Source organism: Arthrobacter sp. DualSoilB13 (assembly GCF_055389195.1).
This window is the reverse complement of record NZ_AP035865.1, coordinates 2,293,339-2,315,415: the sequence shown is the minus strand read 5'-3', so window position 1 is coordinate 2,315,415 and position 22,077 is coordinate 2,293,339. Positions and strand designations below refer to the sequence as shown.

The window sequence follows — 22,077 nt, the reverse complement described above, 5'->3', positions numbered from 1 at the left end:
CGGCACCAGCCGGTACCGCGCACATCGTGTGCAGTGAATTGAGAAGGGTAAGTAATCAGCTAATGAAGTCGCAGGAGATCACCAAGCGCTGGGTGGACTTTTTTGTCAACAAGGGCCACACCGCCGTTCCCTCCGCGTCGCTCGTTTCCAGCGACCCGTCACTTCTCTTCACTGTGGCCGGAATGGTGCCTTTCATTCCCTACCTCACTGCGCGCGAAGAGCCTCCCTACAGCCGTGCCACAAGCGTCCAGAAGTGCATCCGCACCGGAGACATCGAAGAAGTAGGCAAGACTGCCCGCCACGGCACGTTCTTCCAGATGTGCGGCAACTTTTCCTTTGGAGATTACTTCAAGGAAGACGCCATCAAGTTCGCTTTCGAGCTGCTGACCACCAGCGTTGATGACGGCGGTTACGGACTTCCTGCCGAGCGCCTCTGGGTGACTGTCTACGAAGAGGATGACGAAGCCAAAGAACTCTGGCTCAAGAACACCGGCATTCCTGCCGAGCGTATCCAGCGCATGGGCAAGGCCGACAACTACTGGTCCACCGGACAGCCCGGCCCGGCCGGTCCCTGCTCTGAGATCTACTACGACCGCGGCCCTGCTTACGGCATCGAAGGCGGCCCCCTGGCCGACGAAACCCGCTACATCGAAATCTGGAACCTCGTGTTCATGCAGTACCAGATCGAAAACGTCCGCTCCAAGGTGGACTTCGACATCGTCGGTGAACTGCCGCAGAAGAACATCGACACCGGCCTGGGCATGGAGCGTCTTGCGATGATCCTCCAGGGTGTTGAAAACATGTACGAGACCGACCAGGTCCGTCCTGTGATCGATAAAGCCGCTGAATTGTCCGGCCGCGAGTACACCTCAGCTGAATCCCCGGATGATCCGCACCACACCGACGATGTCCGCATGCGCGTTGTTGGTGACCATATTCGTTCTGCCCTGATGCTCATTGCTGATGGCGTCGCACCGTCCAATGAAGGCCGCGGCTATGTGTTGCGCCGCCTGATTCGCCGCGCCGTCCGCGCCATGCGCCTGCTCGGCGTCGAAAAAGCCTGCCTGCCGGAGCTGCTCCCTGCCTCCCGTGACGCCATGAAGGGTGTCTACCCGGTGGTGGAGACCGACTTCGCGCGCATCAGCCGCATTGCCTACGCCGAAGAAAAGGCATTCCTGCGCACCATCGCTTCAGGTACGGCACGATTGGAAGATGCTGTAGCGGAGTCTAAGGCTGCCGGCGTTCCCCTTTCCGGTGCTGACGCCTTTGCCTTGCACGATACGTACGGATTCCCGATCGATCTGACCCTGGAAATGGCCGAGGAAGCCGGCCTCAAGGTGGACGAGGCAGGCTTCCGTGCTCTCATGCTCGAGCAGCGCCAGCGTGCCCAAGCCGATGCGAAGGGCAAGAAGGGTGGCCACGCCGACCTCAGCGCCTATCAGGAGCTTCTGGGTAAGGGCGAAACGGTCTTCACCGGATACAACGAACTTGAGGGCGAAGCAAAGGTCCGCGGCATCGTCAGCGGTGGCCGGCCGGTAGCCCACGCTTCCACCGGCGAGGAAATCGAGCTTGTCCTCAACGAGACCCCGTTCTATGCCGAAGCTGGTGGCCAGTCTGCTGACACCGGCCTCATCACCGGTGACGGGTTCGTGGTGGAGGTCCTGGACGTGCAGCGTCCCATCAAGGGGCTCAGCGTGCACAAGGCGATTGTCCGCGAAGGTGAGATCGCTTCCGATGCCTTGGTGCGCGCCGCCGTCGATCGTGAACGTCGTCACGCTGCTGAGCAGGCCCACACCGGCACGCACATTGTGCATGCTGCATTGCACCAGATCCTCGGCCCTGAAGCTACCCAGCGCGGTTCCTTCAACAAGGCCGGATACCTGCGCTTTGACTTCGCCTGGGGCGAAGGCCTCAGCACAGCAACGCGGTCTGAAATTGAAGAGGTCTCCAACATCGCCATCCGGAATAACTACCGGGTTGACACCAAGGTGATGGGGCTCGCCGAAGCCAAGGCGCTGGGCGCTATGGCTTTGTTCGGGGAAAACTACGGCAGCGAAGTGCGCGTGGTGGAGATCGACGGCGCGTGGTCCCGTGAGTTGTGCGGCGGTACCCACGTGGCAAATACGTCCCTGATCGGCAGCCTTTCCCTGCTGGGCGAGCAGTCTGTTGGCTCGGGAAACCGCCGTGTTGAGGCCTTTGTTGGCTTGGACGCCTTCCGCCATCTGGCGGCAGAGCGGGCTCTGGTTTCCGAGCTTACGGATTTGCTGAAAGTTCCATCCGGACAGCTTGCTGACCGCATCTCCAGCACCCTGAACAAGCTCAAGGCTGCGGAGAAGGAGCTTGATCGCCTCCGCAAAGAGCAGCTCGCCGCAGCGGCCGCAAACCTTACGGGTACTGCCAAGGATGCTGCCGGTGTTCGGGTTGTAGCCCACGACGCCGGCCAGGTGGGCGGCGCTGATGATCTGCGCAACCTTGCCCTCGATCTCCGCAATCGTCTTGGCTCGGAAGCCTCCACCGTGGCTGTTGCAGGTGTCAGCAATGACCGTCCCGTCATACTGATTGCCACCAACGAGGCTGCCCGCGAAGCAGGGGTAAAGGCCGGAGCGCTGGTGCGTTTGGCAGCAGGGATTCTCGGCGGCGGCGGCGGTGGCAAGGACGATGTCGCCCAGGGCGGCGGCACCGACGCTGGGAAGGTCTCTGAGGCCCTCACAGCGGTGGTGGATGCGATTGCCAAGCGCTGACGGTGGATTCCAGTTCTGACAGTGACGTCTACCCCCATGGCATCAAGCTGGGGGTAGACGTCGGTACCGTTCGGGTGGGTCTGGCCATCTGCGATCCGGACGGGATCCTGGCCACGCCGTTCAAGACGGTTGGCCGGGACAGCAAGAAAAATTCCGATGTGCGGGTAGTCGTCAAACACGCTGTCGAACTGCCGGCGGTACAAATTTTTGTGGGCCTTCCCCGCACCATGAAGGGCGAGGAACGTGCGTCCGCGCAGATGGCCATGGACTACGCGGATCTCCTTACCAGCGAGCTTCAACGTGCTGGTTTGGACGTTCCCGTAAACCTCGTCGATGAGCGACTTTCAACTGTTACGGCACACCGCAACCTGCACGAAGCTGGCATGAGCAGCAAGAACCACCGTAAAGTGGTTGATCAGGTTGCCGCTGCTGGAATACTGCAGCACGCAATCGACATGCAAAAAGCCAGAGGAACGGACGTTGGCCGCCGAGTGCAGGCACCGGTGCAGTCCGAAAAACCCAGCAGTGCCCCAACGCTGCGGGCTGCCTCCGGTAGTGAATCCGATTCTTCTAAGAGGGGACTGCAACTGTGAGCCCGGTCAACAACGACCCCTCAAGCGGTACCGCCGGCGGCGGTATGCCGCTCACCCGCAAAGAGCTGCGGGCGCGTGAACGATTCCTCGCCACGCAGAACCACAATGTGGTACCCGTTCCCGAAGCGACTCCGGGGGAGGCGACTCCCTCGGCGGAGGGTGAGCCCGAGTTGCCCCGACCAGTCCCTGCGGTACAGCCTGCCCCGGGGGTTAAGCCCGCCCCGGCGGATACTCCTACCGCTGTTGCACCCCCGACTCCAGTTGCACCGCCAACGTCCGCAGCGTCCCCGTCGCAGGCCCAGTCGCCTGTTGTTGTGGCTGATGATGCCCCGGTTCATATGGTTGAAGCGCACGATGAGCCCTATGGGCATCAGCAGGACCGCCAGCAACAAGACGTCCAGGAACAACACGATCAGGAGCAACACGTCCCCTCTTTCGAGCAGGGCGGGGTTGATCACGGAGATACTCCGCACGGTAATCTTCACCCCGATGATGCCCATCACGGTGATGTGGAACATGAAGCCCTTTCGGCAGAGCATCCCGAAGCACACGCCGACGGCCACGAGTACGCTGAACACGATGCCCACTACCAGCTCGGCATCCATGACGAACTCCACAATGACGTTCTTCTTCATGACGAGCACCCCCACGACCTCATTGCCCCCGCGGCGAGTCCGGCGTCCAAGGCGGCCGCGAAAAGAGCCCGGCGTCGGCGTCGTGTTGTGGCTCTTCTGATCACGCTGGGTGTCTTCGTAGCCGCAATAGCCATTGGTGCGCAGTTCCTGAAGCCCTTGCTGGGCATGGACAAAGTGACCGATTACCCCGGCCCGGGCACGGGGTCGGTAACCATCACGGTGCCCGAAGGCTCCGGTCCCAAGGCTGTTGCAAACGATCTGGTTGCCAATCGTGTGGTTGCCGATTCCGATGCTTTCGTCAAGGAGTTCCTCAACGAAGGCGGCGAACTCTCGCCTGGATCCTTCACTTTCCGGACTGAGATGAAGAATTCGGATGCTGTGGCCGTCCTGGTGAACAAGGACGCATCCAAGGTGATGTACTTTGCGCTGAGCGCGGGCCTGCGTATCAATGAATCCCTGGAGGCTATCTCCAAGGGTTCGGGCATTCCCATGCAGGAGCTCAACGCCTTGAATCAGGCACCCGGGCAGTTTGGTGTTCCCGCCAAGGCCAAGAGCCTGGAAGGCTTCCTTGCCCCCGGCGAATATCGGTTCGAACTCGGTACGTCCGCCAAGGACATCATCCGGAAGTTGGTGGCCACCACCCTCGATGAACTCAAGGCCCAAGGCGTTACCGACCCCGCCAAGCAGTACGACACCGTGACCATCGCCAGCATTGTTCAGGCCGAAGGTGGTCAGGCGGACTATGGAAACGTGGCTGGAGCAATTTACAACAGGCTCAAGCCCAACAACGTTGAGACCAGCGGCCTGATCCAGTCTGATGCCACGGTGACGTACGGTCTGGGCAAGAAGTCGTTCCACCTCACCGAGGAGGAAAAGGCTGATAAGTCCAATGCCTACAACACCTACGCCAACGTTGGGCTTCCGGTAGGGCCCATTGGCTCGCCGGGCAAAACGGCCATTGATGCTGCGGCCAAACCCACCCAGAACGATTACCTCTACTGGGTGACCATCAACCTGGACACCAAGGAGACCAAGTTCTCCAAGACGTTGGCTGAGCACAACACCTATGTTGAGCAGTACAACGCGTGGTGCCAGGCTAATGCGGGACGGTGTGTGTGAGTCGTCGTGCCGCAGTCCTGGGGCACCCGATTTCACATTCGAAGTCTCCGGCACTGCACTGCGCAGCTTACGCAAAGTTGGGTGTGGACATCGACTACTCGGCGATCGACGTCACTGTTGAGAGGCTCCCATCGTTCATGGAGTCACTTCGCGGTGATGACGCCTGGTGCGGCCTTTCAGTGACCATGCCGTTGAAGTCTGCCATGGTCAAGGAAGTGGACGAAGTCCGCGGCGCCGGCGCCCATCTTGGTGTCATCAACACAGTCGTTTTCGAGCACGACGCCGGACAGGTGCGTCGGGTGGGGTACAACACTGATGTGGCTGGCATCGTCGAAGCGGTTCGCTACGCGGGCGTGGTTGCCGCACCTCATGCGGCCATCCTTGGTGGTGGCGGCACGTCGGCTGCGGCCGTTGCTGCTGCGCAGCAACTTGGCGCCCACCACGTTGACGTTTTCGTTCGTGATGCGGGACGGGCCGGGGATGCGAGAGCCGCCGCGGCCGCCGTCGGAATTTCCCTTGCCGTCCGGCCCTTGACGGAAGCGGCATCTGCTGTGGCCGGGACGGACCTGGTCATCTCCACGTTTCCACCCCGTGCCGCCGATTCCTTGGCGGAGGAGCTGGCGGCGCTGCCCGGCAGCGGCGCCGGCGTCCTGCTGGATGTCGCTTACGATCCCTGGCCAAGCCGCCTGGCGGAAGTGTGGCAACGCCATGGGGGAGCGGTGGTCCCGGGCCTGGAGATGCTGATGTACCAGGCGGCCGAGCAGATCAGGCGCTTTAGCGGCTGTGACGTCGACGCCGCCGTCATAGATGTGATGTGCGACTCAGTCGGGCTTCCCCGGCGAGTGTTCTAGACGCCCTACATGGCAGGATTGGTTATATGTTGCGTTGGTTGACTGCCGGTGAATCCCATGGTCCGGCCCTGATCGGAATTGTTGAAGGCGTGCCTGCCGGTGTTGAACTCACCAGCGGGCAGATTCGTGACGCGCTGGCGCGTCGCCGCCTGGGCTATGGACGTGGTGCCCGCATGAAGTTTGAGCAGGACGAGGTCACCATCATGGGTGGTGTCAGGCATGGTCTTACCCAAGGCGGCCCTGTGGCGATCCAGGTTGGGAACACCGAGTGGCCCAAATGGGAGCAGATCATGTCTGCTGATCCTGTGGACCCTGAAGTCCTCGCCGATCAGGCCCGCAACGCACCGCTGACCCGTCCACGCCCTGGGCACGCAGATTTTACCGGTATGCAAAAATACGGCTTTGACGAAGCCCGCCCGGTCCTCGAGCGTGCCAGCGCGCGCGAAACGGCCACACGCGTGGCCCTTGGTACCGTTGCCGCCCAGTTCCTGAAGCAGTTGGGCATCGAGCTGGTCAGCCACACCGTTTCCATTGCCAGCGTGACCGTCCCCGAGGGCAGGCCCCTGCCGTTGCCGAGGGACGTCATAGCCCTCGACGCCGACCCCTTGCGATGCTTCGACCGCGAGACCTCTAATGCGATGGTGGCAGAGGTGGATGCCGCGCACAAAGAAGGCGAGACGCTGGGAGGCGTGGTAGAGGTACTGGCTTACGGGCTTCCGCCGGGACTGGGCAGCTACGTCCACTGGGATCGTCGACTGGACTCCCGTCTGGCCGCCGCGCTGATGGGCATCCAGGCCATCAAGGGCGTGGAAGTAGGCGATGGATTCCTGACGGCGGCCCGCCGTGGATCTGCTGCCCATGATGAGATCCTCAAGGATGACAACGGCAAGATTGTTCGCCAGACCAACCGGGCCGGTGGCATCGAGGGCGGCATGAGCATTGGTGAAGTGCTTCGCGTCCGGGCTGCCATGAAGCCGATCGCCACAGTTCCGCGCGCGTTGCGCACCATTGACGTCAGCACCGGGGAGCCTGCCAAGGCACATCACCAGCGCTCTGATGTTTGTGCCGTGCCCGCGGCCGGCGTTGTGGCCGAAGCCATGGTGGCATTGGTGCTGGCTGAGGCTGTGGCCGAGAAATTCGGTGGTGATTCTGTGCCTGAGACCCAGCGCAACCTGCAAAGCTACCTTGAAAGCATCCCGGCTACCTTGGACACGGTCGGCCGGTAATGGTCCGCTCTATCCCGGATGGCCGGCCCATAGTTCTGGTTGGACCCATGGCCGTCGGAAAATCGGCGATAGGTCAGCAGCTGGCCCATCAGATGCGTCTGCCTTTTGTGGACACTGATGCTGTGGTTGTTGCCGCCCATGGCAGCATTGCCGATATTTTCGCAGGCAGGGGAGAACACGCCTTCCGCGAGATTGAAGCGCGGGCTGTGGCCAAGGCCATCGAGTCCGCGAAGATCGATCCGGCCATTATTTCCCTCGGCGGCGGAGCAGTGCTCGACTCCGGGACCCAGCAATTGTTGGGGGAGTGCACCGTGGTCTATCTGGAGTGTGATGCGGAAACGGTCGCTGACAGAATTGCACGCAACACCGGGCGGCCCTTGCTGCAGGGTGACGCCATGACCCGTTGGGAGGCCTTGTTCGCCACCCGACGTCCGGTTTATGAGCGTCTTGCAGACATTGTCATGGATGTCCGTACCGGATCCGTGGCGGAAATCGGCCTCCACTTGGAGGAGCGGCTGCTCCAGCATGCAGCCTTGAAAGAGGAAGTTGAAAAGTGAGCTCCGAAGCAACTGTCATCAAGGTGACCGGTCAGTCCGTTAATGAAAACTACGACGTCGTGGTGGGCCGGGGCCTGTTGGGCACCCTGCCGGCGAAGCTGGGCGAACGTGTCCGCCGCGTTCTGGTGATCCACCCGCGGGCGCTTCGCCTGACCGGCGATACTGTGCGGGACGAGCTCGAAGCTGCAGGCTTCACCGCGCTCACGGCCGAAATCCCGGACGCTGAAGAAGGCAAGCACATCCAGGTGGCGGCGTTCTGCTGGCAGGTGCTGGGTCAGAACGACTTCACTCGATCTGATGCCATCGTGGCTGTCGGCGGCGGTGCAGTAACTGACCTTGCCGGCTTTGTGGCTGCAACCTGGCTTCGAGGGGTCAAAGTCATCCACATGCCAACGAGCCTTCTCGGCATGGTGGATGCCTCGGTGGGCGGCAAGACCGGCATCAATACTGCCGAGGGCAAGAACCTGGTGGGCTCTTTCCACCCGCCGGCTGCTGTCCTGGCTGACCTTGACACTCTTCAGACCCTGCCGAAGAACGAGCTCATTTCCGGAATGGCAGAGGTGATCAAATGCGGTTTCATCGCGGATCCGGCCATCCTTGACCTCGTCGAAAAGAACACCGACGCCGTGATGGACCCCGGATCGGATGTTGTCCGGGAGCTTATCGAACGTGCCATCGCTGTGAAGGCTGAGGTCGTCTCCCAGGACCTGAAGGAATCGGGCCTCCGCGAAATCCTGAACTACGGGCACACCCTGGGCCATGCCATCGAACTCGTGGAACGCTACTCGTGGCGTCACGGTGCCGCTGTATCCGTGGGCATGATGTTTGCAGCCGAGTTGTCGCGAAGCGTTGGCCGTTTGTCCGACGCTGACGCCGACCGGCACCGCACTATTCTGGAAAGCCTCGGTCTGCCCACCACCTACCGCAAGGACCGCTGGCAAGGCCTTCTTGATGGGATGCGCCGGGATAAGAAGTCCCGTGGTGACCTGCTCCGGTTTGTTGTCCTCGATGGCGTGGCCAAACCGGGCATACTGGAAGTTCCTGACACCTCGCTCCTGTTTGCCGCCTACCAGGAGATCGCATCATGACCGTCACTCTTCGTGAAGGCGTCAGCGACTGGCCAACAGCCGGATTCCCGGGAGTCCGCCTGAACCCGGACACTTTGCTGCCAGTGGTTGTCAATGAGGAAGCCATGGAGTCCGCCCTTGCGGCCTCGGAGGACCCTGCAGATCGCATCATGGCCCTTCTTCTGGACAATCAGCCCAAGGAGGCAGCGGAGCTCCTGGCTGAGGCCCGCTACAAAGATCCGGAGTCGTTCCGGTTGAGGATTTTTGAGGCCGAAGTCCATCGGGCAACCAACCGGCTGGACCGTGCTGTCCAGTTGTTCAGGCACCTGTTGCAGGATGTCCAGGGCAGCCCGAAGGAAGCTATTGTGCACCAGTATCTTGGCCGGGCATATTTCGTCAGCGGCAACGCACTGGCAGCGTCCGAAGAATTCGCCAGGGCCTTGGACCTGCGAGTAGCCATGGCAGCTGATGCTGCGCTGATCTACTCCTCTGCAGTCGCCTTGCAGCGGGCCCGGAATGTACTGGAACTGGCCTCTTAGGGCCGTTCCAAAACCCCGCCCGCAAGGCACACCCGCATTTGACGGTAGAATGGTTCTTGGATTTTTGATAAATACGCGCTGGCGGGCCGATTGGTACGCCTGCTTGGCATAGATAGCTGGCAGTCAGAACCAGTGCGATAACCAGAGGATACGAGTGGCAACCACAAACGACATCAAGAACGGGACCGTACTGAAGCTCGAGGGCCAGCTCTGGAACATCATCGAGTTCCAGCACGTCAAGCCAGGCAAGGGCGGCGCCTTCGTCCGTACCAAGATGCGCAATGTCATGTCCGGCAAGGTGGTTGACAAGACCTTCAACGCCGGCCTGAAGATTGAAACCGCTACGGTGGACCGCCGCGATTACCAGTACCTGTACCAGGACGGCGAAGACTTCGTGTTCATGGATACCCAGGACTACGACCAAATCACCGTATCGGGTGCCACGGTGGGCGACGCCACAAACTTCATGCTTGAGAACCAGATGGTCAACATCGCCATCCATGAGGGCACGCCGCTGTACATTGAACTGCCCCCGAGTGTTGTCCTCGAAATCACCTACACGGAGCCGGGCCTTCAGGGCGACCGCTCCTCGGCAGGCACCAAGCCTGCAACTGTCGAGACCGGTTACGAAATCCAGGTTCCGCTGTTCGTTGAGCAGGGCACCAAGGTCAAGGTCGACACCCGCGATGGCAGCTACTTGGGCCGGGTCAACGACTAGTGAGCGCACGCGGTAAAGCCCGTAGCAGGGCTCTTGAAGTACTTTTCGAGGCGGAGCAGCGTTCCGTTTCGGCTTTCGACGCGATGACAGCGCGGCGGGAGAAGACCGACCTTGTCATCAACCCCTACACGGTGGAAATCGTCGAGGGTGTTGTTTCCATGCAGGCAACCATCGATGAGTTCCTGCAGACGTACGCCCAAGGCTGGACGTTGGAGCGGATGCCCTCGGTTGACCGCATCATCCTTCGTATTGGCGCATGGGAACTTCTCTACAATGACGAGGTTCCCGACGGCGTAGCCGTCAGCGAAGCTGTGGCTCTCGCGAAGACCATGTCCACGGACGAGTCGCCTGCCTTCATCAATGGGCTGCTTGGCCGGCTCCAGAAGCTGAAGCCCTCGCTCCTGGCATAAGGAGTTGTTGGCCGCTGAAGAACCCGCATCCACTGGATGCGGGTTCTTTTGTGTTTACTGGAGGACCGCTGCCCTAAGCGTTGGGATCTTTCTGAGGAGCTCGAACTCGTCATGCTGATGGACATGGACGTCGCGGCCGCTGAGAATCCGTTGGCGGGTAAATGCCAGGGCTGTGGCCCCTTTGATGAAGGCCCTCATCTGCGCACCACGCCCGCGCGAGGACGCCCACCCAATGGCGTGCCGTCGGCCTCGGGAGGTACCCAGCATCTCCACTTCTGCGGGAGTAAACCAGCCTGCCCGGGCATATTCGAGGAGACGTTGCCGGGTAAGTTTTCCTTCGGCAACCCTGAGGAGGATGATGCCCACTGCTGCCACCAGGAAGATCGGGACCTGGACCACAAAGTACTCCACCAGGAAGTTCTGTCCCATGCTGTTCCAGCGGTTGTGCAGGAACATCGCAGGCAACAAGCCGATGAAGAAGGCCAGGACCGCGTACCCCGAATGCCATTTGCGGGCAGCGAAACCCATGATCAGTCCGGTTGTACCCGTGAAAACTGCGTGCGCGAAGGGCGACATGACACCCCGGAGGATGAAGATCCGGATGAGGTCAGTGCTTGGATCTGATGATGAGGCTATTTCGCGGCCGAAGTAGAGGATGTTCTCCGTGAAGGCAAAGCCCGCGGCAATGGTAAAGGCAAACACCACCCCATCAACAGGTCCGTCAAAATATTTGCGTGCTGCCAGGATCAGGACCAGCAACCCCAGCGACTTGGTGAATTCCTCCACGATGGGGGCTTGGACCGTTGCCATGAAGTAGGTGAATGCTTCTTCGCTGGAGGTGGGAGCTGCAAGTGCGAAGAGCGGCTGGATAAGCAGTGTCCCGGCAATGGAAACCGCGGCACCCCACGTGAAAGCGAACCACAGGAGCCTTTTTGGTTCGGGTTCCCAGCGATCTATCAGGCGTACCGTCAGCAGCACTACGGAGAGTGGAATCAGTGAGGCAATGAAGCCGATGACAAACCCGCTGATGCCGGTGTTGCCGAGGAGAAACGGCACCACCAGGAACAGGCTGCCGAGGACCAGCACGGTTGCTCCGATGAGTAAAGGGAGCGTCCCCCAGGACCGGCGAGGCTGCGGCGCTGGCGGCATGGCCCAGGTTTGCTGCGGGAGCGTCGTCGGGTTGCCGGGGGCCGGTTGGTAATTACCGGGCTGGACGCGGCCAATCCACGTGGGGTTGGCGCCAGGTTCCAGGTAAGGACGCGGATAAGGTTGTCCGCCTGGTTGGCCGTGGTGGTTCATGGTCATGGGCAAGAGCCTATTCCACAGCACGAAGTGTGAGCTTAAACTCACGCGTCACTGGGGTCCCCGCTGAGGTGGGAAAGGGGCGCTGTGGTAGTTTTGAAAAGCAAATATTCCTTTTTTAATTCCGTCCCGTGAGGCGGGGAAAGGGGAGACGAGCGATGACTGAAGTCACTTCAGCACACGTGCCGTCGCGGGTTGTCCTCAATCAGGCGGACATTGATCGTGCGCTCACTCGTATCGCCCACGAGATCCTCGAAGCCAACAAAGGCTCCCAGGACCTGGTCCTGTTGGGCATTCCAAGCCGGGGCTACCCTCTGGCCGTGCGGCTGGCCAACAAGATCGCAGCAGCCGACCCCACGGTGAACGCCGACACTATGGTTGGCCAGTTGGATGTCACCATGTTCCGTGACGACCTTTCCCACCAGCCCACACGGCCCCCACGCCACACCCGGCTTCCACTCTCAGGCATAGACAACAAGGTTGTTGTCCTGATCGACGACGTCCTGTACTCAGGCAGGACCATTCGAGCCGCTTTGGACGCCTTGGTCGATCTTGGCCGCCCGCGGATTGTCCGCCTGGCTGTGCTGGTGGACAGGGGACACCGCGAGCTTCCCATCCGGGCAGATCACGTGGGAAAGAACCTGCCCACTTCTTCATCGGAAAAGGTCAGGGTCCACCTCGAGGAGATCGACTCCGTGGACGGCGTGCCCGTCAACGAGGTAGTTATTGAGGCCGGCAAGTGAAACATCTCCTTTCCACCGACAACCTCAGCCTTTTCGACGCCATCCGGGTTCTGGACACGGCAGAAGAAATGTCCGCCGTTGGCGAGCGTGAGGTTAAGAAGCTCCCGGCCCTGCGCGGCCGCACCGTGGTGAACCTCTTCTTCGAGGACTCCACCCGTACGCGCATCTCCTTTGAAGCAGCAGCCAAGCGACTGTCAGCCGATGTCATTAACTTCGCCGCCAAGGGATCCTCGGTATCCAAGGGAGAGTCCCTCAAGGACACTGCACAGACGCTGGCAGCCATGGGCGCGGACGCTGTCGTCATCCGCCACTGGGCCTCCGGCGCGCCGCACCGGCTTGCAGCCACTGACTGGATTGATGCAGCAGTCATCAACGCCGGCGATGGTACCCATGAGCACCCTACCCAGGCATTGCTGGATGCTTTCACCATGCGTCGGCACTGGTCACGGGTCAATGGCATTGAGTCCACGGGCGCAGACCTCAAAGGGATGCGCGTAGCGATTGCCGGCGATGTCCTGCACTCCCGCGTTGCCCGTTCCAATGTCTGGTTGCTCAAGACCCTCGGCGCCGAGGTCACGTTGGTGGCGCCACCCACCCTGCTGCCCATCGGCGTCGAGCACTGGCCTTGCAAGGTCAGTTACAACCTGGACGAGACACTGGAAGCGGGCATCGACGCCATGATGATGCTGCGTGTCCAGGGTGAGCGCATGAACGCATCGTTCTTCCCCTCTACCCGCGAGTACTCGCGCCGCTGGGGTTTCGACGACGCAAGGCTCCGCGCCTTGGATGATCTCGGTATGAAGGACACCATCATCATGCACCCCGGCCCCATGAACCGGGGTCTGGAGATTTCATCGGCAGCCGCAGATTCGCCGCGTTCAACTGTTCTCGCACAGGTGCGAAACGGTGTTTCGGTCCGTATGGCCGCTCTTTACCTGCTGCTCTCCGGGGATTCCCGTGAAGCCGTTCCGAACGCAAGCCAGTCCAGCAAGGAGACCAACTGATGGCCCAGAACAGCTACCTGATTCGTGGGGCCGCCATCCTCGGCGGCGCAGCTGAAGACCTCTTGATCCGCGACGGTGTCATTGAAGCCCGCGGTACGGACTTGTCTGCGGACGACGCAACAGTGATCGACGCCCAGGGCCTCGTTGCACTGCCCGGCATGGTGGACGTGCACACCCACTTGCGCGAACCCGGCCGCGAAGACGCCGAAACAGTGGAGACCGGCACCCGCGCTGCCGCCCTGGGCGGTTTCACAGCTGTCCATGCCATGGCCAACAGCAACCCGGTGGCTGATACTGCCGGCGTCGTGGAGCAGGTTCATAGCCTTGGCCGAGCATCGGGCTGGGTGGACGTCCGCCCCGTCGGTGCGGTCACTGTAGGTTTGGCGGGCGAGCAACTGGCAGAGCTGGGCGCCATGGCGGACTCTCGCGCCCAGGTCCGGATGTTCTCCGACGACGGCATCTGCGTCCACGATCCCGTGCTAATGCGCCGTGCATTGGAGTACGTCAAAGCGTTCGACGGCGTAGTGGCCCAGCACGCGCAGGAACCGCGCCTCACCGCCGGGGCACAGATGAATGAAGGCGCGGTGTCGGCCGTGCTTGGACTCACCGGCTGGCCCGCTGTTGCCGAGGAAAGCATCATCGCCCGCGACGTTCTGCTTGCCCAGCATGTTGGTTCCCGCCTCCATGTGTGCCATGTCTCCACGGCGGGTTCCGTGGAGATCGTTCGCTGGGCCAAGGCCCGTGGAATCAATGTCACCGCCGAGGTCACTCCGCACCACCTGCTGCTCACTGATGAGCTGGTCCGCAGCTACGACCCCGTCTACAAAGTCAACCCCCCGCTGCGCACCGATGCCGACGTGCAGGCGCTCCGGGAGGGCCTGGCCGACGGCACCATCGACGTCGTGGGAACAGACCACGCCCCGCACCCCAGCGAGCATAAGGAATGCGAATGGGCGCAGGCAGCCATGGGCATGACCGGTCTTGAAACCGCGCTGTCCGTGGTGCAGGAGACCATGATCGAAACCGGCCTCATGACGTGGGCTGATTTCGCCAGGGTTACCTCGTTCACCCCTGCAGTCATTGGGCGCGTAGCCGATCAGGGCCGTCCCTTGGAGGTTGGCGAACCTGCCAATGTCATCCTGGTGGACCCGGCTGCGCGTTGGACTGTTGACCCGCATAAAATGGCAACCATGGGCCGCAATTCACCGTTCAAGGGCAAGGAGCTGCCCGGATCCGTGGTGGCAACCTTCTTCAAAGGCCACCCCACGGTCCTTGATGGCCAGCTCAACACGCCGTACAGGTACCCGGCGGTCGGCAGCAAGTAATGGACAACCAAACACTGACCGTGCTCATCACGGCGCCGCTGATTGTCGTCGTCCTGGCGATGATCTGGCTGGGATGGCGCAACAGGCTAAGGCGACAAGCCGACGTCGAACGCCTCCCCGAGGTGCCGAAGCAGCTGTCGCCGGCCACGGTAGCGGCAGACGGCCAATACGTGGCCACCACAACGGCCGGCGATTGGCTGGACCGGATAGCAGTCCAGGGCCTGGGTATTCGCACCAACGCTGAACTGAGCATCCACACCGAAGGTGTGCTGTTCGACCGAGCAGGTGCCGCTCCGGTCTTCATCCCGCACTCAGCTCTGGTCGACAGCCGGGAAACCAATGGCATGGCCGGAAAATTCGTCGAAAAAGACGGACTCCTGGTCATCAACTGGAAGCTTGGCTCCCGGGAACTGGACACCGGATTCCGTTCCAGGCATGCAGCCGACAAGCAGCTCCTCCTCGAAGCCCTCCAAGAATTGATCTCCGCAGCCCCTCAGGCAGAAGCCGATAGTGGAAAGTAATAAAGTGACGGATAGTAAAGCAGCCACCACACCCACCCCCTCAGCAGCAGTACTCGTGCTCGAAGACGGCCGCATGTTCCGCGGCCGCAGCTACGGAGCCCAGGGCGCCGCTCTGGGTGAGGCAGTCTTCGCCACCGGCATGACGGGCTACCAGGAGACCATTACCGATCCCTCCTACGCCCGCCAGCTGGTGGTGCAGACAGCGCCGCACATCGGCAACACCGGCGTCAACAGCGAAGACGCTGAATCCCGCCGCATCTGGGTGGCCGGGTACATCGTGCGCGACGCCGCCCGTCGCCCCTCCAACTGGCGTTCCGAGCGCAGCCTCGATGAGGAACTGGTGGAGCAGGGAATCGTCGGCATCCAGGGCGTAGACACCCGGGCCATCACCCGCCACCTCCGTGAGCACAAGACCATGCGGGCCGGCATTTTCTCCGGTGAGGCCGCGCACGCCACCGACAAAGAACTGCTGGACGCTGTCCTCGCCAGCGCCCCCATGGAAGGCGCAGCCCTGGCGGAGGAAGTCTCCATTGACGAGGCTTACGTCGTGGAACCAAAGGACCACGGCTGGGAAGGGGAGCCGCGCTTCTCCATCGCAGCCGTTGACCTCGGCATCAAGGCCATGACTCCGGTGCGTTTCGCAGAGCGTGGCGTGCGCGTGCACGTCCTTCCGGCCACCTCCACCCTGGAGGATGTCAACGCTGTCAAGCCCGACGGCTTCTTTATGTCCAACGGTCCAGGAGACCCTGCAACCGCTGACAACCAGGTTTCGTTGCTGCGTTCGGTACTGGATGAGAAGCTCCCGTACTTCGGTATCTGCTTCGGCAACCAGATCCTCGGCCGGGCCCTGGGCTTTGGCACCTACAAGCTCCGTTACGGCCACCGCGGCATCAACCAGCCCGTCATGGACCGCCGGACCGGCAAGGTGGAAATCACCTCGCAGAACCACGGCTTCGCCGTTGACGCCCCGTTGAACGGGGCCACCGTGGCACCGGAAGAACGATACGGACGTGTGGAAGTCAGCCACATTTCGCTCAATGACGACGTCGTCGAAGGACTCGCCTGCCTCGACATCCCCGCCTTCTCGGTCCAGTACCACCCCGAAGCTGCGGCCGGACCGCACGATGCTGCGTACCTCTTCGACCGCTTCATCGACCTCATGGCCGACACCAAGTCCAAGGCCACAGGCGCCAACTCCAACGACTCCAAGACTGAGGACAAGAAGTAATGCCCAAGCGTACAGATCTCAAGAGCGTCCTTGTCATCGGTTCCGGCCCCATCGTTATCGGCCAAGCGGCTGAGTTCGACTACTCCGGTACCCAGGCACTTCGCGTCCTGAAGGAGGAGGGCCTGCGGGTCATCCTGGTGAACTCCAACCCGGCCACCATCATGACGGACCCTGAATTCGCCGATGCCACCTATGTAGAGCCCATCACTCCAGAAGTGGTGGAAAAAATCATCGCCAAGGAGCGCCCGGACGCCATCCTGCCCACCCTCGGCGGCCAGACTGCGTTGAACACGGCCATCGCGCTGGACAAGAACGGTGTGCTGGAGAAGTACAACGTGGAACTCATTGGTGCGAACATCGCCGCCATTGAGCTCGGCGAAGACCGTGAGAAGTTCAAGGGCGTCGTGGAGCGTTGTGGCGCTGAATCTGCCCGCAGCCACATCATCCACACCATGGACGAGGCCTTCGCTGCTGCCGAAGACCTTGGTTACCCGATGGTGGTCCGTCCTTCCTTCACCATGGGTGGCCTGGGCTCCGGGCTGGCTTACAACGAGGACGACCTCCGCCGCATCGTCGGCCAGGGCCTGCAGTACAGCCCCACCACCGAGGTCCTGCTTGAAGAGAGCATCCTCGGCTGGAAGGAATACGAGCTTGAGATGATGCGCGACAAGAACGACAACGTCGTTGTGGTCTGCTCCATCGAGAACTTCGACCCCGTCGGTGTCCACACCGGTGACTCCATCACGGTAGCTCCGGCCCTGACCCTCACGGACCGCGAGTACCAGAAGCTGCGCGACGTCTCCATCGCGGTCATCCGCGAAGTTGGTGTGGACACCGGTGGTTGCAACATCCAGTTCGCCATCGATCCCGCAACAGGCCGTGTAGTGGTGATCGAGATGAACCCCCGCGTATCCCGTTCCTCCGCGTTGGCCTCCAAGGCAACCGGCTTCGCCATCGCCAAGATCGCCACCAAGCTTTCCCTTGGTTACACCTTGGACGAAATCCCCAACGACATCACCCAGAAAACCCCTGCCTCTTTCGAGCCGACGTTGGACTACGTGGTAGTGAAGGTTCCGCGCTTCGCTTTCGAGAAGTTCCCGGCAGCGGATAACACCCTGACCACCACCATGAAGTCCGTGGGCGAAGCCATGGCCATGGGCCGCAACTTCACCGAGGCCCTCCAGAAGGCCCTTCGCTCATTGGAACAGAAGGGCTCACAGCTGGACTTCAGCTCCGTACCGGAGTACGAGGTTGCCGAGCTCATCGAGAAGGCCAAGCGCCCCACCACGGAACGACTGCACCAGGTGCAGCGTGCGCTCCTGGGGGGCGCCACGGTGGAAGAGGTCTTCCAAGCCACCAAGATCGACCCCTGGTTCCTGGACCAGCTCCAGCTCCTCAATGAGACGGCGCAGGAGATCCGCAAGGCCGGCGTTCTCACTGAGGAGATGCTGCGCAACGCCAAGCGTCACGGCTTCTCCGACGAGCAGATCGGTGCATTGACACATAACAATGAGGCAGTAGTCCGGGGCGTCCGGCAAGCACTGGGTATTCGTCCGGTCTACAAGACGGTGGACACCTGTGCCGCTGAGTTCGCTGCCTACACGCCCTACCACTACTCGTCCTATGACGAGGAAGACGAAGTAGGCCTGCACGCCAAGCCCTCCGTCATCATCCTGGGCTCCGGGCCCAACCGCATTGGCCAGGGCATCGAGTTCGACTACTCCTGCGTCCACGCCTCCATGGCGCTGCGCAAGGCCGGCTACGAGACCGTCATGGTCAACTGCAACCCGGAGACCGTCTCCACGGACTACGACGTCTCCACGCGCCTTTACTTCGAGCCGCTGACCCTTGAGGACGTCCTTGAGGTCATTGCTGCAGAGGAGCGTACCGGTGGAGTCATGGGTGTCTTCGTCCAGCTCGGTGGCCAGACCCCGCTGAAGCTGGCCCAACAGCTCGCTGATGCCGGTGTTCCGATCCTGGGCACTTCGCCGGAAGCGATCGACCTGGCGGAGCACCGCGGCGCCTTTGCCCGCGTCCTGGATGAAGCCGGACTGACCTCCCCGAAGAACGGCACCGCCGTGTCCTTCGAGGACGCCAAGAAGATCGCCGACGAAATCGGCTACCCGGTGCTGGTCCGCCCGTCCTACGTCCTGGGCGGCCGCGGCATGGAGATCGTCTACGACGAAGCAAACCTCTCCCGTTACATCGCCAATGCCACGGAAATCACCCCGGACCACCCGGTGCTGATTGACCGCTTCCTCGAAGATGCTGTCGAAATTGACGTCGACGCACTTTTCGATGGCACCGACATGTACCTCGGCGGCATCATGGAACACATCGAGGAAGCCGGCATCCACTCCGGTGACTCCGCATGCGTGCTTCCGCCGATTACCTTGGGCAACAACGTGATTGAGCGTGTGCGCACGGCAACCCGGGCCATCGCCGAAGGTGTTGGCGTCCGAGGCCTCATCAACATCCAGTTCGCGCTGGCCTCCGACGTCCTGTACGTCCTTGAAGCCAACCCGCGTGCTTCCCGCACCGTTCCTTTCGTTTCCAAGGCGACAGGCGTGCAAATGGCCAAGGCCGCTGCGCTCATCGGCACAGGTGTCACCATCAACCAGCTCCGCGGCGCCTACAAGATGCTGCCGGAAACCGGTGACGGTTCCACCCTGCCTTTGGACGCGCCGGTTGCCGTCAAGGAAGCGGTCCTTCCGTTCAGCCGCTTCCGTACTCCTGAGGGCAAGGTTGTGGACTCCCTGCTCGGCCCGGAAATGCGCTCCACCGGTGAAGTCATGGGCATCGACAAGCACTTCGACACCGCATTCGCCAAGAGCCAGGCCGCAGCGAACAACGCCTTGCCCACCCAGGGCAAGATCTTCGTCTCGGTAGCCAACCGTGACAAGCGCTCAGTGATTATGGGCGTCAAGCGCCTCTCGGACCTGGGCTTCGAGATCGTTTCCACCGGTGGCACCGCTGACGTCCTACGCCGCAACGGCATTCAGGCAACCCCTGTGCGTAAGGTGGCCGAAGGCAGCAGCGCAGAGGGCGAAGGCACCATTGCGGATCTGGTCATCGCCGGCGAGATCGACATGGTCTTCAACACACCCTCCGGCGGCGAAGCCCGCAGCGACGGTTACGAACTCCGTGCTGCGGCAACGTCCATTGGCATTCCCTGCATCACCACCGTTGCCGAGTTCAATGCCGCAGTGCAGGCCATTGAGGCACTGCGCACTTACGAATGGTCGGTGACCAGCCTGCAGGAGCACGCAGCCAACCTGTCAGCGGCAATGGAAGCAGCCAATGCTTGAGTCTGCTTCACCACAGCAAGGCCAGCAGCCGGCCGGGGAGTCTTTCGGATCCCGGCTGGCTGCGGCCATGGCCGCGCGCGGCCCGCTCTGCGTCGGAATCGACCCCCACCCGCAGCTCTTGGCCGATTGGGGATTGACCGACGACGTCGCCGGCTTGGAGCGCTTCTCGCTGACGGTGGTTGAGGCCGTGGCTTCCCTCGCTGCCGCGGTGAAGCCGCAGGTGGCGCTCTACGAGCGCCACGGCTCGGCCGGCATGGCTGTGCTGGAACGGACGCTCACCGCCTCCGCGGATGCGGGCGTGCTCAGCATCGCCGACGCCAAGCGTGGCGACATCGGCTCCACTATGGCCGCCTATGCGGATGCCTGGCTGCGTGACGGTTCTTCCTTGGCCGCGGACTCGGTGACGCTTAGCCCGTACCTGGGCTTTGAGTCGCTGCGCCCGGCGTTGGACCTTGCTGCGCAGTATGGCAGGGGAGTGTTTGTGCTTGCACTGACATCGAACCCCGAAGGAAAGTCTGTGCAGCACGTCGGTGGAAGTGATTCCGTGGCGCGTAGGATTGCCGCTGCCGCTGCCCTCGAGAACCAGCGGTACAGCGGTTCCATGGGGTCAGTTGGCCTGGTGGTAGGGGCAACCATCGGCTCTGCCTTGGATGATCTGGATATTGAACTCGCGCCTGTGCGCGGTGCGATATTGGCCCCTGGCCTTGGTGCCCAGGGCGCCACTCCAGCTGACCTTCGCACAACGTTTGGCGCTGCTTACCCCACGGTCCTGGCCACTTCCAGCCGGGGGATCCTGGCGGCCGGACCGTCCTTGGCAAGCCTCCGTGCTGCCACTGAGGAAACTTTGCGCGGACTTCGCTTCGAGTAAGTTGTCCATGCTCATTGCGCAACCGGGCCCCTGCCGGTAAGTTCAGGATCAGTCCGCGTGATCTGGATCACATGTGCGATCTGACAGGGGTTTGGCAGTGGGCCTTAAAGAGCTGACACCGCAGGAGCGTTCAGATGCGCTTGAGAAAGCTGCCAAGGCGCGGTCAGTGCGTGCCGCCGCCAAGGAGAGACTCAAACGCGGCGAAGTCAGCATTGCTGAGTTGATTTCCTCCGGAGCCACCGACGACGCGATTGCGCGCATGCGGGTAGTGGAGTTGTTGGAGGCCCTGCCGGGTATCGGGCCCGTCAGGGCTGCCGGGATTATGGCGGAGATTGGCATTGCAGGATCGCGGCGCATCAGAGGCCTGGGAATTCATCAGGCCCGGGCGCTGGTAGATTTTATGGATACCCAGCAAAGCGTTTGACGCATCTCCCCGAAGGAATCCGTGAGCAAGAAACCCGGACTGACTGTCCTTGCAGGCCCCACTGCCGTTGGCAAGGGAACCGTATCCACCTACATCAGGGACAACTATCCAGAGGTTTGGCTCTCAGTCTCGGCAACCACCAGGGCTGCGCGTCCGGGTGAGAAGGACGGGGTCCACTATTTTTTCAAGTCTGCTGAGGAGTTCGACTCCCTGGTGGCAGAGGGTGAACTCCTGGAGTGGGCTGTGGTGCATGGCCAGAACCGCTACGGGACCCTTCGAAGCACAGTTGATGCCGCTATTGCAGACGGTAAGTCTGTACTTCTGGAGATCGACCTCCAGGGCGCGCGACAGGTAAAAACTGCCGTCCCGGACGCGAATTTCGTGTTCCTGGCGCCGCCCAGCTGGGACGAAATGGTTCGCCGCCTGGTGGGCCGCGGCACCGAAACTCCCGAGGAACAGCAGCGCAGGCTGGAAACCGCTAAACTGGAACTTGCTGCTGAACCGGAGTTTGACCACACCGTCATCAATGACGACGTTCGCCGGGCAGCGGACGAGCTTGTTTCACTCATGGGGCTTACCCCGCACCAGCGCTAAGCGCTTGCATTTGTTGGCCCGCTAAAATTTGGAGAATTCGTGTCCACGAACCTTGAAGGCATCATCAACCCGCCGATCGATTCGCTGCTTGAGGCTGCTGATTCCAAGTACGGCCTGGTCATCTTCGGCGCCAAGCGCGCCCGCCAGATCAATGCCTACTACGCTCAGCTGCACGAGGGCCTGTTCGAGTACGTCGGCCCGCTGGTTGACACCAAGCTGAACGAGAAGTCGTTGTCCATCGCTCTGCGCGAGATCAACGAAGGCTTGCTGGTTTCCACGCCGATCGAGCCCGCAGAATAATAAA

21 protein-coding genes are annotated in these 22,077 nt (G+C 61.6%); 20 read left to right on the top strand and 1 reads right to left on the bottom strand.

Annotation, left to right across the window (positions count from 1 at the left end; translation table 11 throughout):
* The first annotated feature begins 62 nt into the window (after positions 1 to 62).
* The 10 genes from alaS to nusB all read left to right on the top strand — a co-directional run bounded on the left by alaS (position 63) and on the right by nusB (position 10,456).
* Positions 63 to 2,741, top strand: coding sequence for an alanine--tRNA ligase (gene alaS / locus ACZ5J0_RS10560; RefSeq protein WP_142939073.1), 2,679 nt, complete (start codon positions 63 to 65; stop codon positions 2,739 to 2,741).
* Positions 2,742 to 2,743: 2 nt separating this feature from the next.
* The gene (gene ruvX / locus ACZ5J0_RS10555) at positions 2,744 to 3,334 is read left to right on the top strand and encodes a Holliday junction resolvase RuvX (protein WP_142939074.1); all 591 of its coding nucleotides are present in this window, start codon (positions 2,744 to 2,746) and stop codon (positions 3,332 to 3,334) included.
* Positions 3,331 to 5,088, top strand: coding sequence for an endolytic transglycosylase MltG (gene mltG / locus ACZ5J0_RS10550; protein ID WP_464093084.1), 1,758 nt, complete (start codon positions 3,331 to 3,333; stop codon positions 5,086 to 5,088). Before ruvX ends, mltG begins: the two co-directional genes overlap by 4 nt.
* On the top strand, positions 5,085 to 5,939 hold the full coding sequence (locus ACZ5J0_RS10545) for a shikimate dehydrogenase (RefSeq protein WP_142939076.1): 855 nt from the start codon (positions 5,085 to 5,087) through the stop codon (positions 5,937 to 5,939). Before mltG ends, ACZ5J0_RS10545 begins: the two co-directional genes overlap by 4 nt.
* A 26-nt stretch (positions 5,940 to 5,965) precedes the next feature.
* Positions 5,966 to 7,165, top strand: coding sequence for a chorismate synthase (gene aroC / locus ACZ5J0_RS10540; RefSeq protein WP_142939077.1), 1,200 nt, complete (start codon positions 5,966 to 5,968; stop codon positions 7,163 to 7,165).
* Positions 7,165 to 7,722: a shikimate kinase gene (locus ACZ5J0_RS10535; RefSeq protein WP_142939078.1), complete on the top strand. Its 558-nt coding sequence runs from the start codon at positions 7,165 to 7,167 to the stop codon at positions 7,720 to 7,722. Before aroC ends, ACZ5J0_RS10535 begins: the two co-directional genes overlap by 1 nt.
* Entirely contained in the window at positions 7,719 to 8,810 is a 1,092-nt protein-coding gene (gene aroB, locus ACZ5J0_RS10530) for a 3-dehydroquinate synthase (RefSeq protein WP_142939079.1), read from the top strand. The genes ACZ5J0_RS10535 and aroB overlap by 4 nt, the downstream gene beginning before the upstream one ends.
* Complete coding sequence (locus ACZ5J0_RS10525) at positions 8,807 to 9,328, top strand: tetratricopeptide repeat protein (RefSeq protein ID WP_142939080.1); 522 nt, start codon at positions 8,807 to 8,809, stop codon at positions 9,326 to 9,328. Before aroB ends, ACZ5J0_RS10525 begins: the two co-directional genes overlap by 4 nt.
* Positions 9,329 to 9,482: 154 nt before the next feature.
* Entirely contained in the window at positions 9,483 to 10,046 is a 564-nt protein-coding gene (efp, locus tag ACZ5J0_RS10520) for an elongation factor P (protein ID WP_011774957.1), read from the top strand.
* Complete coding sequence (gene nusB / locus ACZ5J0_RS10515) at positions 10,046 to 10,456, top strand: transcription antitermination factor NusB (protein WP_011774956.1); 411 nt, start codon at positions 10,046 to 10,048, stop codon at positions 10,454 to 10,456. The genes efp and nusB overlap by 1 nt, the downstream gene beginning before the upstream one ends.
* Before the next feature lie 54 nt (positions 10,457 to 10,510).
* On the opposite strand, the gene ACZ5J0_RS10510 is transcribed toward nusB, so the two are convergent.
* Positions 10,511 to 11,761: a PrsW family intramembrane metalloprotease gene (locus ACZ5J0_RS10510; protein ID WP_208095851.1), complete on the bottom strand. Its 1,251-nt coding sequence runs from the start codon at positions 11,759 to 11,761 to the stop codon at positions 10,511 to 10,513.
* Between the two features lie 155 nt (positions 11,762 to 11,916).
* Here ACZ5J0_RS10510 and pyrR point away from each other — a divergent pair, with 155 nt between their 5' ends.
* From pyrR to rpoZ, 10 genes are all read left to right on the top strand, one after another.
* Positions 11,917 to 12,501, top strand: a complete 585-nt coding sequence (pyrR, locus tag ACZ5J0_RS10505) for a bifunctional pyr operon transcriptional regulator/uracil phosphoribosyltransferase PyrR (RefSeq protein ID WP_024816826.1) — start codon at positions 11,917 to 11,919, stop codon at positions 12,499 to 12,501.
* Positions 12,498 to 13,505, top strand: coding sequence for an aspartate carbamoyltransferase catalytic subunit (locus tag ACZ5J0_RS10500; RefSeq protein ID WP_464093083.1), 1,008 nt, complete (start codon positions 12,498 to 12,500; stop codon positions 13,503 to 13,505). The genes pyrR and ACZ5J0_RS10500 overlap by 4 nt, the downstream gene beginning before the upstream one ends.
* Positions 13,505 to 14,830, top strand: a complete 1,326-nt coding sequence (locus tag ACZ5J0_RS10495; RefSeq protein ID WP_464093082.1) for a dihydroorotase — start codon at positions 13,505 to 13,507, stop codon at positions 14,828 to 14,830. The genes ACZ5J0_RS10500 and ACZ5J0_RS10495 overlap by 1 nt, the downstream gene beginning before the upstream one ends.
* On the top strand, positions 14,830 to 15,351 hold the full coding sequence (locus ACZ5J0_RS10490; RefSeq protein WP_464093081.1) for a PH-like domain-containing protein: 522 nt from the start codon (positions 14,830 to 14,832) through the stop codon (positions 15,349 to 15,351). The genes ACZ5J0_RS10495 and ACZ5J0_RS10490 overlap by 1 nt, the downstream gene beginning before the upstream one ends.
* Before the next feature lie 73 nt (positions 15,352 to 15,424).
* A complete protein-coding gene (carA, locus tag ACZ5J0_RS10485; RefSeq protein ID WP_464094719.1) occupies positions 15,425 to 16,579 on the top strand; it encodes a glutamine-hydrolyzing carbamoyl-phosphate synthase small subunit in 1,155 nt (384 codons plus the stop codon).
* On the top strand, positions 16,579 to 19,887 hold the full coding sequence (gene carB, locus ACZ5J0_RS10480) for a carbamoyl-phosphate synthase large subunit (RefSeq protein WP_464093080.1): 3,309 nt from the start codon (positions 16,579 to 16,581) through the stop codon (positions 19,885 to 19,887). The genes carA and carB overlap by 1 nt, the downstream gene beginning before the upstream one ends.
* Entirely contained in the window at positions 19,880 to 20,755 is an 876-nt protein-coding gene (pyrF, locus tag ACZ5J0_RS10475; RefSeq protein ID WP_250821177.1) for an orotidine-5'-phosphate decarboxylase, read from the top strand. The genes carB and pyrF overlap by 8 nt, the downstream gene beginning before the upstream one ends.
* A gap of 97 nt (positions 20,756 to 20,852) precedes the next feature.
* Positions 20,853 to 21,179, top strand: coding sequence for an integration host factor, actinobacterial type (gene mihF, locus ACZ5J0_RS10470; protein ID WP_142939088.1), 327 nt, complete (start codon positions 20,853 to 20,855; stop codon positions 21,177 to 21,179).
* Between the two features lie 21 nt (positions 21,180 to 21,200).
* Positions 21,201 to 21,773, top strand: coding sequence for a guanylate kinase (gmk, locus tag ACZ5J0_RS10465; protein WP_250821178.1), 573 nt, complete (start codon positions 21,201 to 21,203; stop codon positions 21,771 to 21,773).
* 39 nt (positions 21,774 to 21,812) lie between these two features.
* Positions 21,813 to 22,073: a DNA-directed RNA polymerase subunit omega gene (gene rpoZ, locus ACZ5J0_RS10460; protein ID WP_017197559.1), complete on the top strand. Its 261-nt coding sequence runs from the start codon at positions 21,813 to 21,815 to the stop codon at positions 22,071 to 22,073.
* Positions 22,074 to 22,077 lie beyond the last annotated feature (4 nt).